Raw genomic sequence first — 15,122 nt, 5'->3', positions numbered from 1 at the left:
AACTCCGCGTGGCAATCAAGTATAACTACGTGGAGGCATGCGCCGTATGAGTGGTTCAAGTCATAAGCACCCTATCTGTCCGCCACTTGTGTGGCACACTCTGGTCACCATCCTTCTGGCAGGCATCGTTGCAGATGTAAGCTGGGAGATCTGGGCGCGCTATATCACGCCGTTCTGGGTTGGTGGTCCACTACAGCCAGCTGCACTTGTGCAGTCGGTCTTTGGTTTCAGAAGCCTTTTCTGGGCTGAAGTCATCCACGCCGTCGTTGGCGTCGTCTTTTATCCTATCGGATACCTCTATATTGCTCGTCCGCTGGCACGTGTGATCATTCCGCCGCTGCCATGGTGGGTTGTTGGTCTTTGCTATGGCGTTGGTCTTTGGGTGTTCGCGCTTTACATCATGGCGCACATCTTTGCTGGTCTTCCACCGTTCCTCGGCTTCATTCAGCTGACATGGGCGTCTTTGGTTGGTCACATGATCTTTGGCTTCATGACCGCCCTGATCGTGCGTATTCGCCACGGTTGGTAACGGCAGTTTTAAGCTGAACTACGAAAAGGCTCTGATATGAAAATATCAGAGCCTTTTTTGTGTCTAAGCCAGTTTTGGCTTCAAGGATGTTGTCAGAAGGTCAAGTCTTTGGTTTTCTCGGTCGTTGCACCGAAGATATCTGTCTTCTTATGGAGGGCGGACTGGATTGGTTTGGCTGAATAAAGCACAATATCCAATCTACTCGCCGGGTCTTTATCGTCAATCTCGATTGCATAGAGGTAAGAGCATGACTTCGCTGCGGCTAAAAGTTGCTGCACTTCCCGTGGTGTCTTCAGTGTTGACAGAGCCAGAGATGAAGGGCTTTGCTGGTAGTTTGTGAGACAGTGGGCTGAGCTTGCCTGGATCATGTTGTTTTGATTGATGAGATTTGGATAAGCAGAGGCTATTCTATGTTCAATTTCTTTCCGCGGAACAGGTTCAATAAAATGAACGGAACGCTGGATTGCATAGACAGATCCGTCAATTGAACCGACGGTGATCTGATCTTTCAAACTTTTTGTTGTGCGGGTGCAGCTCACAGTGCCAGTTTTAATCTGGCAGTTGGAATAGCCTTTCTTTGTCAGATTTTCTGCTGTTCCGGCAAAAGGAGCGCCTGTGGTCATCCCGTGAATGCTTGGCATTTTTCCAGCGGTCTTCACTGGATTTTTTTTTCTTGCTTCTTTCGCAGACTGGTCAGTTTTCTGAGGCTGTTTTTTCGAATTGAGGTTCGAAGTTTTTTCAACCAGAGCAGCAATCTCTACGTTTGTTAGTTTTCCCGTGGCGGGATGATTGAGGGAGGTTTGGAAGCGGGAGATCGCATTGCGTGTTTTTTTGCCCGGAATGCCATCGGGTTTCCCTGCGTTATATCCAAGACTATTCAAACGAACCTGAATACCACGAGTTTGAGGTGAACCGACCTTGCGTTGGTTTTGGGATGGTTTGCGTGTTTGGGTCTGTGCGGGTTGGTGACGGGGAGTGACCTGAGGGATTACAACGTGCGGCACTTCTATATAAACGTCCTCTACATAGATTTCGTCTACGTAGATATCCTCCTCATAGAAGTCATCGTAGTCGTCGACATAGATATCTCCGTTGTCATCAACATAGAGGTCTGGTTCGTCTATATAGACCTCTTCTATATAGACTTCCTCCACGTAGACGTCATCGCTGATCGCTTCATCTGCCACAATTGCGCCCGCAACGCCGAGGCCAAGACCTAGCAGAAAATCTTCCTCACTGGCGCTTGACTGCGTGGTCAGCAGACACAAGCTTGTTGTCGTAGCCAGTAGAAATTTTGTGGCAGTTTTCATCGCAGAATCCCTCATTGTTCTTGGTAAGGCATGCTTTGCTTTGCAGCTGCATGATTTGGTTTTCAGTTTTTGTCTTAAGCGTTCGTGGCCGCGTTGGGTGTGCCGCAAGTGACTCGAATATTGGCAGAGCAGTGAATGCGTAGTGAGTGCTGCAGGAGGAGGGGCAATCCAAACGCAAGAAACTCCCCGATGGGCTGATTTGACACGCAATTGTGAAATCAGATCTTGAGGAGTTTCTAATGCTGTTGCGCAGAGGGCCGATGTTTCCTGTTTGTGGAACTTTTGAAAGGCCTACAAAAGGAGACGCTTGTTGGCTGCTCCTGGTTTGGTTTGGAACATGCTGGTCTTCCAGCGTTCTTTGGCTTCATGACCGCCCTGATCGTACGCATTCGCCATGACTGGTGAGCTTCTTAAAGCTTTGATGCAAAATAAAAGGCTGCTTCCCTGAGGAAGCTGCCTTTTTTGTTTGGCTTGTGTCGTATTGGTGCTCAGCTTAGATGGAGCATTAGAAGGTCAGGTCTTGTGCTGGCTTTGAGGAAATCTGGAACGCACCCTTGCGGTTTTCAATCGCATCCTTGATTGGCTTGCTGCTGTAAAACACGAGGCGTATGCCACTCACAGTGTCTTCTCCAAAGACTTCCAGGCTGTGGTAGTCATTACAGTTGTCTGACAGCTGGCGCAGCGCTTCTGCGTTGGATGGTTTCTCCAGAGCCTGCTTCAGGAGCTCGCCGCTGTTGTTGACGTAAGTAATGCGACAGGTTTTATCCTGTGTGGCGGTCATATTCTCAAAATGCGTGAGCACCGGATAGGCATCCAGCAGCTTGCCCATGATTGCAGCGCGGGGAGCCGGGTTTTTGAAGCTGACTTCACGTTGCAGGCCGTAGATGTTTTCATCCTGAGTAAGCACACTTACGGTTTCAGAGAGAGTGTCTTTCTCAAGTGAGCACACGGTCTTCGTTTCATCAACTGTGCACCCCTGATACCCGACTTTTTCCAGCAGGCCTTGCACGTCATGCTCAAAGCGTTCAACGGTCAGGCCGTGAATTGACGGAAGGTTGGCTGGGTCAAGAGCGAGGCGTTTGGAGGAGGTCACTGCGACTTGTGTTTCGTTCTTTGATGACACGTTCGGAGTGACATTCACGACCTGGGCGTTGTTGGCTGTGTTTGTGCCGGGCGTAACGGGTATAGTGATGTTGATTTGCTGTGATGGCGCGGCTGTTGCAACTGGTGCTGCTATCACCGGCGCTGGGGCAACGACCGCAACAGGTGCTGGTGTGGAAGCTGCGACAGGTGTTGGTGCAGCTGGCTGTTGTGGTGTTGTCAGTTCATAGAGCTTGGCAATTTGTCTGTTATCGAGCTTACCATTTGCATAAGCACCGATGGAAATTTGGAATTGGCGTATGGCGTTGCGTGTGCGGCGGCCTGATACGCCGTCTGGTGTGCCCACATCAAAGCCCAGCATGTTCAGGCGTAACTGGATGTCCTGTGTCTCTGCTGAAAAACTACTTCTTTTCCGTGTTGTTCGTTTCTGCGTCTGAGCTGGCGCATTCTTTTTGGCACCGTTTACAATAGCGCTACCAATAATGCCTGCACCGAGGCCGAAGATGAAATCCTCGGAGCCTGCACGGGCGGCGGTGGTGCTGATTGCTAAAGAGAGGCAGAGAGCAGAAGTAAGCTTAGTCATTTTGCGCATTTTGTTGCCTTGCACACTTATAAAATCAAAAGAAAGACGGGAAAGATCCGCTTGCGGCAAATTTATCTCAAACTCTAAAAAATGTAAGTTGAAATAAATTAATTATTTCACTCCTAGGTTGAGATTTTTAAATGCCGATATTTTTGGGTATGCGGGTAAGCTCGATGCCTATCTGATGTTTCTTGTAGGTCTTCCATGAATGTACTTCATGCGAGAAGGTTTGTTTCAGGCAATGATTTAAGGTGTTGGCACTCTGAAAAGGCACTGAAGCAAACCCCTGGAGACTTGTTGATGCACAAAAAAAGCAGCTTCGCTGAGGAGGCTGCCTTCTTTGTCTGGTAGCTCTTGATTTGCCTTGATGGTTCAGGATTGAGCTACTTCACACCCCAGATGGTCAGTTTGACTTGTTGGTTTTCGCCGATGAGGGCTACGACGAAGTTTGCGTTGTAGTTCTGAATGGGGCGAAACTCAGCGATGGCGACGTCGTAGTATTTGCCGTTGATGCGGCCTGAGACGTCTTTGTCATAGGTGGTGCCAGCGTGATCCCATAAGTGGACCTCCATTCGCTGCTTGCCACGGTTTTTCGGGTTTCGTTTGCAGAAGGTGTCAAAGCCCAGGTGGCTGCTGACCAGATAGTTGCCATTGCCGATCACTTCTACGGCGACTTCCTTTGCGACGCCTCCGCTGCCCTGAAACTCACGCTCAGCCCTTCGACGGAGGTACTGGGTGCCGTCGGTTCCAATATCCCATTCGATTAGCTTGCCACGCCCATGGGGTTCTTTATGAATGGTCTGGCCCAAACATTTGTGCCCTGTTTTGAACTCACTGGGGCCTTTGCTTGTTGATAGGGTGATCCATCGGCCATTCGGAGTGCCATCGGCAGCAGTAATTGCGGCTTTCTGAATTTGGCCCATGCTTACAAGTGTTGGTCCGCGTTCGATCACAGATGCGTTCTGGCGTTTGCGAAGGCGGGTAACTCTCAGTTTTCCATCACCATCGCGGAAGGCGAGGAGATTTGCGGTTCCGTCACTCATGGTGAGTTGGTCGGCGGAGCCAGCAAAATTATATATACCGCGACGGTCGAGTGCTTTTTCAGTCGGGATGTCTTCTGCTTGCTTCACTTTGAAGGCTTGTGCAAACAAGGTGCCGTTCTTTCGTTGAGCGACGACCATGGCAGCTGAGCCAGAGCTTGCAGAGGTTACTTCTGTAACTTCCGGGCCGGAGCGAAAGCCACGATATGTGATTTCCCCGTTTCCTGTGATCTTCCAGAGAATGACCCTGAGCTTGTTGCCTCCATCAATGACGGGCGTGATGAAATGGGTGTCGTCGATCTTTGCGACGGAAACACTGCGCGCTTTGCCTCGATTGACGAGATCTACTGGTGTTGTGACATTGGACTGCCATGTAGAGATAACGAGATTATCTGCTGAGTCTGATGCGACGAGGATATATCCAAGAGATCCGTTAGCATCATAGCTTGCCGCCTCAATTTCATTGGCGAGAAACGGAAAGGTATAGGATGTCTTTTCATACGAGACGTGAGGTTTGAATTCTTCGAGTATATGCAGTGAGTCTGAAGTGGCTGATGTTGCGCACAGACACAGTGCAGCCAGCAGGGCGAGCGCTTTTGCTTTGAACATTCTGGAGCTCCCAAAAGGACAAATTTGCGGGTGAGCAGAAATGAATTTTTGAGGCTACTTTAACTGTGTATGTAGCAGGAATAATCTCTCACTTGTGGGGAGTGAATCCTGACGGGGTTGGAGGCATCTGCTGTATTGGCCCCAAATTATCTGAGGCCAATACAAAGGCATAGGCTGATCAGAACTTTAGCTCGTCAGCGGCTTCGGATTTGGTTTGGAAAACACCGGTTTGCTCTTCTTCTGCAAGTTGGATGGGGTGGCCGTCGTAGAGGGTGATGCGCATGGATTTGAGGTTGCGGGTGCCTTCTAGCTCAATGGCGTAGAAGTTGCGGCAGTTTTCGGTAAGTGTCAGAAGCGTTTCAGGGTCGGATGGATTGGCCTCTGCAGGTGCTAATAAACTAGCCCCATCGCCAGTGTGGTGCTCCAGGCAGGTTTTGGAGCTGGACGTTGTCATCTTTTTGAAGCGGGTGAGGTTGGGGTAGGCCTCTGCCAGTTTGGTTAGGACTGCAGATCTTGGAGCGGCAGTCTTGAAGCTCACAGTGCGGCTCAGTCCGTAGATGATGTTTCCAACCTTACTGACGCTGACGGTTTCATCAAGGTTCTTGGTGGCTTTCTTACAGATGGTCAGTCCGGTTGTCTCTACGCACTCCTCATAGCCTTCTGTCTTTAGAAAGCCCGCAGTTTCGTCACTGCGCATGCCAGTGATCAGACCGTAAATGTTGGGTGGGTTTTTGGGATCCAGCGCAAGCTTGTTTTCTTTTGGAATTCTGACTGTTGCTTTTTCCGCCTCCGAATACCCGCCGGGATTGGATTGGGGCAGAGGCGGTTGAGTTGGTGTTGGTTGCGCCTGATCGATCTGGGTTTTCTGATAGCGTTTCTTTTGCGTGCGGGTGTAAAGCTCTTCCAGTTGAGACTGTGTGAGCCGTCCGGTTGCCACATAACCAAGGGTGCTTTGAAACCTACCTATTGCGCGCAAGGTGCGTTTACCAGCTACACCATCTGGAAACCCGGCGTTGTAGCCAAGCAGATTGAGGCGATACTGGACGTCTTTCAGCTGAATGCGACTGAGAGCCACTGTTTGCTGAGTTGGGATGCGGGGAATGCTGCGCGCCTGCTGCGATTGAGCGGTGACGACATGCGGGGTTGGTTGTTGAGCTGCGGTGTGATCAATGATCGTGTTTCCGATCGCTCTTACACCAAGCCCGATGATGAAGTCCCCCGTATCAGCCTGGGTGGATGAGGGGATTGCGACAGCTGCTGTTGCTGCAAGAGCAAGCGCTTTGAAAAATGTGCCCATAAAACCGGTCCTTGAAATGAAATGGACTGTCGACTTTTTTGTATTTTGATTGAGATGATTGTTCCTGAGTTTATCGCAGGAGCCGCCCCAAGCTAAGTAGAATTACGAGATTTGACTTTTTTGAGGCGGTTTTCAAATTTTCATTGATGGCGAACAAGATATTTTTCAGGGCTAGCCAAAAAGTCCTTGAGTCCAGAAGGGGATAAAATGGGTGATATGCAGTCCTGTTTTCCACATCTGAACGCATTTCGAGGCCAATTTTCACAGTGAAAACAAGTTATTCAGGAAAAACTCGCAAAGTCGATCCAACTTCGCTTGACTTGGACCCGCCCCCGCCGTAAATCAGCGCCACCAACAACGACACAACGTTGCTGACCCAAGCGGGTGTAGCTCAGTTGGTTAGAGTGCCGGCCTGTCACGCCGGAGGTCGCGGGTTCGAGTCCCGTCACTCGCGCCACTTCTTTTTGAGAAGTAGCTGCTATAACAAACACATAAATGAGAGTTGCGGGTGTAGCTCAGTTGGTTAGAGTGCCGGCCTGTCACGCCGGAGGTCGCGGGTTCGAGTCCCGTCACTCGCGCCACTTTCATTTACTACGAAAAGCACGATGTTCGCTTTGAATAGCGCATCGTGCTTTCGTGTATTCTGGCTCATCTTCTCTGAGCTTTACTGCATTATCTGCCCATGTCTTTTGCCAAAGCTTTGCTGTCTTATAATTAGGGTAGGGGAGCTGTCTTAAATCGCGGATTTAGCGGACAAGTTTTTGCGGGCAGGGACTTAAAGTGTAGCAAGTAGTGCAGGCCCATGGGTATTGTCCCGCGACTCTTCAATTGAGACATTTTGACTATTTACGCAGAACTACGCAGGAAAATGCACCAATTTTATTGTCCGATTTTAAGTCTTGAGTAGTTTTCCCAAGCAATTGTTAGAAAACGTCATTTTTCTATTTTAATATGAGTATTTTACTCATAATATATATCTCTAGGTTTTTAGCGGCTTTTTAGTGCCCGCCTCTCGAGAATGTGATCTTCTCGCGGCGTAAGGCACTCTTTCCGACCCGATTTACTCCGTTGTAAGGTCTTGCGCAGATGGTGGGGCTAAGCTAATCGTGCGTTGCGGTGCGACTAGATACACCGGATCCTAGGGTGTCCTTCCAAATCTTACGCCCTACTTTCTGCCGTGTGTGCAGTGCACCAAGAGTTTTATTGGTCGCATGACCTGTTACGTCCAGGGACGGATATACAAATGGAAGACCTCCTCAGGGAGTACATCCCGATTGTCGTCTTTATCGGTGTTGCCCTCGTTATTGGCCTCGCGCTTCTCATTGCCCCGTTTATCGTTGCTTTCAAGAATCCAGATTCTGAGAAGCTCTCCGCCTACGAGTGCGGCTTTAATGCCTTTGATGACGCGCGTATGAAATTCGACATCCGGTTTTATCTGGTATCGATCCTCTTCATCATCTTTGATCTCGAAGTTGCTTTCCTCTTCCCATGGGCTGTTGCTTATGGTGGACTGGGCTGGTTTGGCTTCGTCTCCATGATGATCTTCCTGGGCGTGCTCACGATTGGGTTCATCTATGAATGGAAGAAGGGAGCGCTGGAATGGGATTGATCTCTGACGGCTCCAAGCCTTTTGTCTCTGAAGCTCCAAAAGGGATCATTGATCCCAACACAGGCCGCCCGGTGGGCGAAAATGATCCGTTCTTCATGAATGTGAACAACGAGCTTTCTGATAAGGGTTTTCTGGTTACTTCCAGTGAAAGTCTGATTCAGTGGGCACGTACCGGTTCACTCATGTGGATGACGTTTGGTCTTGCCTGTTGTGCAGTGGAAATGATGCAGATGTCGATGCCGCGTTATGACGCAGAGCGTTTCGGTTTTGCTCCTCGTGGCTCCCCACGTCAGTCTGACGTGATGATTGTTGCCGGAACACTGACCAACAAAATGGCACCTGCGCTGCGTAAGGTTTACGACCAGATGCCAGAGCCTCGCTATGTGATTTCCATGGGATCATGTGCAAATGGCGGCGGTTACTACCACTATTCCTATTCTGTTGTACGCGGATGTGACCGGGTTGTTCCGGTTGACATCTATGTGCCGGGTTGTCCTCCAACTGCTGAAGCGCTGCTTTATGGTGTGCTGCTGCTGCAGAAGAAGATCCGCCGTACAGGTACGATTGAAAGATAAATTACAGGTCGTGCACTTTCGTGGTGCGCGGCCTTATCGACATTGCTGGCATGGGGTTCCTTGCCATTTGTGAGATGTCCAACCTATAGGAAACAAGGTAATGGACGAGACGCTTAGCGAACTCGGTGAATTTATCGAGCTAACGCTTGGAGACAAAGTTAAGAGCTGGTCGGTTGCTTATGGCGATCTGGCTCTTAATGTGTCCCATGATCAGATTATCAATGTTTTGCGTTTCCTGCGCGATGACGCGCGGTGCGGCTTTGTAGCATTGGTTGATATTTGCGGTGTGGACTGGCCAGCTCGGGAAAAACGTTTCGACGTTGTGTACCACCTGCTTTCCCCCGTTCAGAACTTGCGCGTTCGCGTGAAGGTTCAGACAGATGAGGCCACTCCGGTTCCTTCTGTTATCTCCATTTTCAAGGGTGCTGAATGGTTTGAACGTGAAGCCTACGATATGTACGGCATTCTGTTCACCGGTAACCCGGATCTGCGGCGCTTGCTGACTGACTACGGTTTTGACGGTTTCCCGCTTCGCAAGGATTTTCCTCTGACAGGTTATGTAGAGGTTCGTTACGACGACACCAAAAAGCGTGTTGTTTATGAGCCTGTGCAGCTTACTCAGGAATTCCGTAGTTTTGATTTCCTCTCACCATGGGAAGGTACTGACTATGTGCTTCCTGGTGATGAAAAAGCATCGAACTGAGGCACGGGTAGAGAATGGCTGAGGCTCAGGTACGAAACTTTAATATTAACTTTGGTCCGCAGCACCCTGCGGCGCACGGTGTGCTGCGTCTGGTTCTTGAACTGGACGGTGAGGTGGTCACGCGCGTTGACCCGCATATCGGTCTGCTGCACCGGGGTACTGAAAAACTGATCGAGCATAAGACCTATCTTCAGGCTGTGCCCTACTTCGACCGGTTGGACTATGTAGCACCGATGAATCAGGAGCATGCCTTTGCTCTTGCAGTTGAACGTTTGCTGGGCATTGAGGTGCCAAGGCGCGGTCAGCTGATCCGTGTGCTTTACTCTGAAATCGGACGTTTGCTGTCACACCTTCTGAACGTGACGACGCAGGCGATGGATGTTGGTGCGTTGACGCCGCCGCTGTGGGGTTTTGAGCCTCGCGAAGAGCTTATGGCGTTTTATGAGCGCGGTTGTGGTGCTCGTATGCACGCGGCTTATGTGCGTCCGGGCGGCGTGCATCAGGATCTTCCTGCTCAGTTGCTTGAGGACATGTGGAATTGGTGTGATCCGTTCCTCAAAACCCTTGACGACATTGAAGGTCTTCTGACTGACAACCGTATCTTCAAACAGCGTAACGTTGATATCGGCGTTGTTGATCTTGATGAAGCCTGGGCTATGGGCTTCTCCGGTGTGATGGTTCGTGGTTCCGGTGCGAAGTGGGATTTGCGCAAGTCGCAGCCTTACGAGTGCTACGATGAGATGGAATTCGACATTGCAATCGGTAAGAACGGTGACTGTTACGACCGTTACCTGATCCGCATGTTTGAGATGCACCAGTCTGTTCGCATCATTAAGCAGTGTCTGGAGATGCTGGGTAAGGAAACTGGCCCTGTTTCTTCAACCGATGGTAAAGTGGTTCCACCAAAGCGCGGTGAAATGAAGCGCTCTATGGAAGCTCTGATCCATCACTTCAAGCTTTACACCGAGGGTTATAAAGTCCCTGAAGGCGAGATTTATGCAGCCGTTGAGGCGCCAAAAGGCGAATTCGGCGTGTATCTCGTTTCTGATGGAACCAATAAGCCTTACCGCTGCAAGATCAAGGCTCCTGGCTTTGCTCACCTGCAGGCGTTGGATTACTTGTGCCGCGGCCATATGTTGGCTGACGTTGCCGCTGTCATCGGTTCCATCGATATCGTATTTGGGGAGATTGACCGGTAATGTCAGTGCGTCGTCTTCATCACGAACAGCCAGAGTCTTTTGAGTTCTCTCCAGAAAATCTGGAATGGGCGAATAAAGTTATCGCGCGTTACCCAGAAGGGCGTCAGGCATCTGCTGTCGTGCCAATTCTGTGGCGTGCGCAAGAGCAGGTTGGTTGGGTGACCGAGCCAGCGATCCGTGTGATCTCTGAAATGCTCGATATGCCTCGCATCCGTGTTCTGGAAGTGGCAACCTTCTACACCATGTTCCAGCTGCAGCCGGTCGGTAAAAAAGCACACATTCAGGTGTGTGGTACGACCCCTTGTCAGCTGCGTGGTTCTGAAGAGCTTATCAAAGTTTGTAAAAGCAAGATCTCCGAGACCCCTCATACTCTTTCCGAAGATGGAAACTTCTCCTGGGAAGAGGTTGAGTGCCTTGGTGCTTGTGTAAACGCGCCGATGGTGCAGATCTTCAAGGACTTCTATGAGGATCTGGATGTTGAGAAGTTTGAAAAGCTTCTTGATGACATTGCAGGCGGAAAGCCGGTTCTGCCGGGCCCTCAGGGTGTTGACCGTATCTTCGCGGCACCGGAGGGTGGTCCAACCACATTGCTGAACATTGAGGACACCACAAAGGGTGCACCTCAGGAAGCGATCGTTGTTGACGGTTCTGATGCAGCGTCACGGCACCATGCAGGTGCTGCTCTGAATACTGGCGGTGCTGGTTATACTGGTGTTCCTCGTCCGGCTGAGGCTGGTGTTGCGGAGTTCTTGGAGAGCCACCGCAAAGCTCAGGAAGCCAAAGCGAAAGGTGAGGGGTAAGCGATGCTGAACGATTCCGATCGTATCTTCACCAATATCTATGGTCTGCATGACTGGGGGCTCGAAGGAGCTCGTCAGCGTGGATCATGGTCTGGTACCAAAGACATTATTGACAAAGGTCGCAGCTGGATCATCGACGAAATGAAGACTTCCGGTCTTCGTGGTCGTGGTGGTGCGGGCTTTCCGACTGGCCTGAAGTGGTCCTTCATGCCGAAGGAAAGCGATGGTCGTCCAGCCTATCTCGTGGTCAATGCAGATGAGTCCGAGCCGGGCACCTGTAAAGACCGTGAAATCATGCGTCATGATCCTCACCATCTGGTTGAGGGCTGCTTGCTTGCTGGTTTCGCGATGGGTGCTATTGCAGCGTACATTTACGTGCGCGGCGAGTTCATTCGTGAACGTGAGCGTCTGCAGGCTGCGATTGATCAGGCTTATGATGCTGGCCTGATCGGCAAGAACAACAAGAACGGCTACGACTTTGATATCTACGTGCACCACGGTGCAGGGGCTTACATCTGCGGTGAAGAAACTGCACTGCTGGAAAGTCTTGAAGGTAAAAAAGGTCAGCCGCGTCTGAAGCCTCCATTCCCTGCGAACATGGGTATCTATGGCTGCCCAACCACAGTGAACAATGTGGAATCTATTGCTGTTGCCCCGACCATCTTGCGTCGTGGTGGTGCATGGTTCTCCGGTATTGGCCGCGAAAACAACGCTGGCACAAAGCTGTTCTGTGTTTCCGGACACGTGAATAAGCCTTGTACCGTTGAAGAATCCATGGGTATTCCGTTCAAAGAGCTGATTGAAAAGCACTGCGGTGGTATCCGCGGCGGCTGGGACAATCTGCTGGCGGTTATTCCGGGTGGTTCCTCTGTTCCTTGTGTGAAGGGCGAAGAGATCCGCGACGCCAAGATGGACTTTGACGGTCTGCGCGAAGTTGGCTCTTCCTTGGGTACTGCTGCTGTGATCGTGATGGACAACTCCACGGACATCATCAAAGCGATTGCCCGTCTGTCCTACTTCTACAAACATGAGAGCTGCGGTCAGTGTACGCCGTGCCGTGAAGGTACGGGCTGGATGTGGCGCGTGATGGAGCGGATGGTCAAGGGCGAGAGCTCTTATGAAGAAATCGACATGCTGTTCAAAGTAACCAAGCAGGTGGAAGGTCATACGATCTGCGCGCTTGGTGATGCGGCTGCATGGCCTATTCAGGGTTTGATCAAAAACTTCCGCCCTGTGATTGAAGATCGGATCGATCAATACGTTGCTACGCAGCGCACACCGACCGACAAGATTGCAGCGGAGTAGGGGATATGAAGATCAGCAATGAGAAAAAACGTCTGAATGTGAACGAAAGCGACCTTTCCGGTTCTTTGTTTGTGGATTGCAATCTGTCTGGTTGCTCTTTCACGAATGTGAATCTGTCCGGTGGCCGCATCAACGACGTTAATCTCTCAGGCTGGTCTATCCTTGATGCAAACCTTTCTGGTTGGTCAGTCGAGAAAGTCAATCTTTCTGGGCTGATCCTTGAAAATGCCAATCTGGCTGGCGCTAAACTCAAAAGCTGCCGGCTTGAGGGCATGACCATCGATGGAATTGAAGTGACTGAGCTTCTTAAAGCTTATCGGGCTAAAGAAGCTAAGGGTGAGGATGCCAACGCATGACCAAGCTTGTCGTCGACGGCAAAGAAATTGAAGTTCCTGCGGAATATACCGTTATGCAGGCCTGTGAAGAGGCCGGCGCGGAAATTCCTCGGTTCTGTTTTCATGACCGGCTTTCAGTAGCCGGCAACTGCCGCATGTGCCTTGTAGAAGTAAAAGGCGGACCGCCAAAGCCGGTTGCCTCTTGTGCAATGGGTGTGCGCGATCTGCGTCCGGGACCAGAAGGCCAGCCACCAGAGATTTTTACAAAATCTCCTATGGTGAAAAAGGCGCGTGAAGGTGTGATGGAGTTTCTCCTGATCAACCACCCGCTGGACTGCCCTATCTGTGACCAAGGCGGTGAGTGTGATCTTCAGGATCAGGCCATGGCTTACGGTGTAGATAGTTCCCGTTATGCGGAAAACAAGCGCGCAGTTGAAAATAAATATGTCGGTCCGCTTGTTAAGACGATCATGACACGCTGCATTCACTGCACGCGCTGTGTTCGCTTTACGACCGAGGTTGCCGGTGTTTCCGAACTGGGCCTGATTGGTCGCGGTGAAGATGCCGAGATTACCACTTATCTTGAAGAAGCGCTTTCTTCCGAGCTGCAGGGCAATGTGATTGACCTTTGCCCGGTTGGTGCTCTGACTTCCCGTCCATACGAGTTCAATGCTCGTCCATGGGAACTGGTGAAGACAGAAAGCGTCGATGTGATGGACGCTCTTGGCTCTGCAATCCGTGTGGATACACGCGGTAAAGAAGTCATGCGCATCATGCCTCGCCTCAATGAAGAGGTGAACGAGGAATGGATCTCCGATAAAACCCGCTTCATCTGGGATGGTCTGAAGACACAGCGTCTGGATCGCCCGTATGTGAAGCAGGAGGGCAAGCTGGCTCCTGCGAGCTGGACTGACGCTCTGAACGCGGTTGCGGCCAAGGTGAAAGCGGCTGGTGGTTCTAAAACTGCTGCGATCGCTGGTGACCTTGCAACTGTTGAAGAGATGTTTGCTCTGAAGGCTTTGATGGAGAGTGTTGGTTCCGCCAACATGGATTGCCGTCAAGATGGTGCACAGCTTGATCCATCGCTTGGCCGGACAACCTATCTGTTTAACTCTTCCGTAGAAGGCATTGAAGATGCTGACGTAATCCTTCTCGTGGGTGCTAATCCACGTGTTGAAGCGCCTGTTCTCAATGCTCGCATCCGTAAGGTGTGGCGTCATGGCGGTGCAAAAGTTGGTCTGATTGGCCAGCCTGCAGACCTGACTTATGATGTGGATTACCTCGGTGCTGGTCCGGACACTCTGGCGGATCTTGCTTCTGGCAAGAATGCATTTGCAGAGGTCCTGAAGAACGCGAAGAATCCAATGATTATCGTTGGTGAAGGCGCGATTGCCCGTGAAGACGGTGCAGCTGTGCTGGCTGCTGCTGCCAAGCTTGCTGAAAGCGTTGGTGCTGTGAGCGATGAGTGGAACGGCTTTAACGTTCTGCACACTGCTGCCAGCCGCGTTGGTGGTTTGGATATCGGACTTGTTCCGGGTGAGGGCGGTCTGGATACTGGCGGTATTCAAGACGCAGCTGCCAAAGGCGACCTTGATGTTGTGTTCCTGCTTGGCGCAGATGAACTGGACATGTCTTCCTTTGGTGATGCGTTTGTTGTTTACATCGGTACCCACGGTGACCGTGGTGCACACCGCGCTGACGTTATTCTGCCAGGCGCTGCTTACACCGAAAAACCAGGGACCTTTGTGAACCTGGAAGGCCGTGTACAGCTGGCAAATCGCGCTGCATTCCCTCCTGGTGATGCACGTGAGGACTGGGCGATCATTCGTGCGCTTTCCGGTGCACTTGGTAAGCCGCTTTCCTTCAACAGCTTTGCGCAGTTGCGCGGTGCTGTTGTTGAGGCCGTTCCTCATATGGCGAATGTAAATTGCATCGCGACCGGTGTTGCTTCGGATGTTTCCAAGCTTACCGCACGCGGTGGTGACATGAATGGTGCCGGTTTCGCACAGGCATTCAATGATTTTTATCTAACCAACCCGATTGCCCGAGCTTCAGCGGTGATGGCCGAGTGTTCCGCACTTGCCATGCAGCGCCGAGCTGAGGCGGCGGAATAAGGGGACGGTGAGC

The 15,122-nt window shown here is 51.1% G+C and carries 14 protein-coding genes and 2 tRNA genes; 12 read left to right on the top strand and 4 right to left on the bottom strand.

From position 1 onward, the window contains the following. Positions 1 to 46: 46 nt before the first annotated feature. Entirely contained in the window at positions 47 to 529 is a 483-nt protein-coding gene (locus PsW74_RS13710; RefSeq protein ID WP_057461782.1) for a hypothetical protein, read from the top strand. 92 nt (positions 530 to 621) lie between these two features. Here PsW74_RS13710 and PsW74_RS13705 read toward each other — a convergent pair whose 3' ends face one another. Then, entirely contained in the window at positions 622 to 1,839 is a 1,218-nt protein-coding gene (locus PsW74_RS13705) for a peptidoglycan-binding domain-containing protein (RefSeq protein ID WP_063289029.1), read from the bottom strand. 282 nt (positions 1,840 to 2,121) lie between these two features. Here PsW74_RS13705 and PsW74_RS30110 point away from each other — a divergent pair, with 282 nt between their 5' ends. Beyond that, complete coding sequence (locus PsW74_RS30110) at positions 2,122 to 2,244, top strand: hypothetical protein (RefSeq protein WP_275484633.1); 123 nt, start codon at positions 2,122 to 2,124, stop codon at positions 2,242 to 2,244. Between the two features lie 100 nt (positions 2,245 to 2,344). On the opposite strand, the gene PsW74_RS13700 is transcribed toward PsW74_RS30110, so the two are convergent. From PsW74_RS13700 to PsW74_RS13690, 3 genes are all read right to left on the bottom strand, one after another. Beyond that, complete coding sequence (locus PsW74_RS13700) at positions 2,345 to 3,523, bottom strand: peptidoglycan-binding domain-containing protein (protein ID WP_193775963.1); 1,179 nt, start codon at positions 3,521 to 3,523, stop codon at positions 2,345 to 2,347. Between the two features lie 383 nt (positions 3,524 to 3,906). Then, positions 3,907 to 5,172 carry a hypothetical protein gene (locus PsW74_RS13695; protein WP_063289027.1) on the bottom strand — a complete coding sequence of 422 codons (1,266 nt, stop codon included), beginning with the start codon at positions 5,170 to 5,172 and terminating at the stop codon, positions 3,907 to 3,909. Between the two features lie 178 nt (positions 5,173 to 5,350). Next, positions 5,351 to 6,469, bottom strand: coding sequence for a peptidoglycan-binding domain-containing protein (locus tag PsW74_RS13690; protein ID WP_063289026.1), 1,119 nt, complete (start codon positions 6,467 to 6,469; stop codon positions 5,351 to 5,353). 380 nt (positions 6,470 to 6,849) lie between these two features. Here PsW74_RS13690 and PsW74_RS13685 point away from each other — a divergent pair. From PsW74_RS13685 to nuoG, 10 genes are all read left to right on the top strand, one after another. Then, positions 6,850 to 6,926: transfer RNA gene (locus tag PsW74_RS13685), tRNA-Asp, on the top strand. Between the two features lie 47 nt (positions 6,927 to 6,973). Next, positions 6,974 to 7,050 (top strand) — tRNA-Asp (locus PsW74_RS13680). Between the two features lie 662 nt (positions 7,051 to 7,712). Next, positions 7,713 to 8,078: an NADH-quinone oxidoreductase subunit A gene (locus PsW74_RS13675; protein ID WP_057465615.1), complete on the top strand. Its 366-nt coding sequence runs from the start codon at positions 7,713 to 7,715 to the stop codon at positions 8,076 to 8,078. Further along, positions 8,069 to 8,653: an NADH-quinone oxidoreductase subunit B gene (locus PsW74_RS13670; protein ID WP_063289025.1), complete on the top strand. Its 585-nt coding sequence runs from the start codon at positions 8,069 to 8,071 to the stop codon at positions 8,651 to 8,653. Before PsW74_RS13675 ends, PsW74_RS13670 begins: the two co-directional genes overlap by 10 nt. Before the next feature lie 100 nt (positions 8,654 to 8,753). Continuing rightward, positions 8,754 to 9,356, top strand: a complete 603-nt coding sequence (locus tag PsW74_RS13665) for an NADH-quinone oxidoreductase subunit C (RefSeq protein WP_063289024.1) — start codon at positions 8,754 to 8,756, stop codon at positions 9,354 to 9,356. A 14-nt stretch (positions 9,357 to 9,370) separates the two neighbouring features. Next, entirely contained in the window at positions 9,371 to 10,555 is a 1,185-nt protein-coding gene (locus PsW74_RS13660) for an NADH-quinone oxidoreductase subunit D (protein WP_063289023.1), read from the top strand. After that, positions 10,555 to 11,355 (top strand): NADH-quinone oxidoreductase subunit NuoE, encoded by an 801-nt coding sequence (gene nuoE / locus PsW74_RS13655; RefSeq protein ID WP_063289022.1) that lies wholly within the window; start codon positions 10,555 to 10,557, stop codon positions 11,353 to 11,355. The genes PsW74_RS13660 and nuoE overlap by 1 nt, the downstream gene beginning before the upstream one ends. A gap of 3 nt (positions 11,356 to 11,358) precedes the next feature. Next, positions 11,359 to 12,660 carry an NADH-quinone oxidoreductase subunit NuoF gene (gene nuoF / locus PsW74_RS13650; RefSeq protein WP_063289021.1) on the top strand — a complete coding sequence of 434 codons (1,302 nt, stop codon included), beginning with the start codon at positions 11,359 to 11,361 and terminating at the stop codon, positions 12,658 to 12,660. A gap of 5 nt (positions 12,661 to 12,665) precedes the next feature. Then, a complete protein-coding gene (locus PsW74_RS13645; RefSeq protein ID WP_063289020.1) occupies positions 12,666 to 13,016 on the top strand; it encodes a pentapeptide repeat-containing protein in 351 nt (116 codons plus the stop codon). Continuing rightward, on the top strand, positions 13,013 to 15,109 hold the full coding sequence (gene nuoG / locus PsW74_RS13640; RefSeq protein ID WP_063289019.1) for an NADH-quinone oxidoreductase subunit NuoG: 2,097 nt from the start codon (positions 13,013 to 13,015) through the stop codon (positions 15,107 to 15,109). The genes PsW74_RS13645 and nuoG overlap by 4 nt, the downstream gene beginning before the upstream one ends. The last annotated feature ends 13 nt before the right edge of the window (positions 15,110 to 15,122 follow it).

Origin of the sequence: Pseudovibrio sp. W74 (genome assembly GCF_001623085.1) — a bacterium.
Classification (GTDB): domain Bacteria; phylum Pseudomonadota; class Alphaproteobacteria; order Rhizobiales; family Stappiaceae; genus Pseudovibrio.
The sequence above is the reverse complement of the archived record's forward strand: the minus strand, read 5'-3'. Positions and strand labels throughout refer to the sequence as shown.

Excerpts from the sequence above, each read along its gene's own strand:
- PsW74_RS13670 (WP_063289025.1), top strand. The coding sequence starts at position 8,069 with ATGGGATTGATCTCTGACGGCTCCAAGCCTTTTGTCTCTGAAGCTCCA.
- PsW74_RS13645 (WP_063289020.1), top strand. The coding sequence starts at position 12,666 with ATGAAGATCAGCAATGAGAAAAAACGTCTGAATGTGAACGAAAGCGAC.
- nuoG (WP_063289019.1), top strand. The coding sequence starts at position 13,013 with ATGACCAAGCTTGTCGTCGACGGCAAAGAAATTGAAGTTCCTGCGGAA.
- PsW74_RS13690 (WP_063289026.1), bottom strand. The coding sequence starts at position 6,469 with ATGGGCACATTTTTCAAAGCGCTTGCTCTTGCAGCAACAGCAGCTGTC.
- PsW74_RS13675 (WP_057465615.1), top strand. The coding sequence starts at position 7,713 with ATGGAAGACCTCCTCAGGGAGTACATCCCGATTGTCGTCTTTATCGGT.
- nuoF (WP_063289021.1), top strand. The coding sequence starts at position 11,359 with ATGCTGAACGATTCCGATCGTATCTTCACCAATATCTATGGTCTGCAT.
- PsW74_RS13665 (WP_063289024.1), top strand. The coding sequence starts at position 8,754 with ATGGACGAGACGCTTAGCGAACTCGGTGAATTTATCGAGCTAACGCTT.
- nuoE (WP_063289022.1), top strand. The coding sequence starts at position 10,555 with ATGTCAGTGCGTCGTCTTCATCACGAACAGCCAGAGTCTTTTGAGTTC.
- PsW74_RS13660 (WP_063289023.1), top strand. The coding sequence starts at position 9,371 with ATGGCTGAGGCTCAGGTACGAAACTTTAATATTAACTTTGGTCCGCAG.
- PsW74_RS13710 (WP_057461782.1), top strand. The coding sequence starts at position 47 with ATGAGTGGTTCAAGTCATAAGCACCCTATCTGTCCGCCACTTGTGTGG.
- PsW74_RS13705 (WP_063289029.1), bottom strand. The coding sequence starts at position 1,839 with ATGAAAACTGCCACAAAATTTCTACTGGCTACGACAACAAGCTTGTGT.
- PsW74_RS13700 (WP_193775963.1), bottom strand. The coding sequence starts at position 3,523 with ATGACTAAGCTTACTTCTGCTCTCTGCCTCTCTTTAGCAATCAGCACC.
- PsW74_RS13695 (WP_063289027.1), bottom strand. The coding sequence starts at position 5,172 with ATGTTCAAAGCAAAAGCGCTCGCCCTGCTGGCTGCACTGTGTCTGTGC.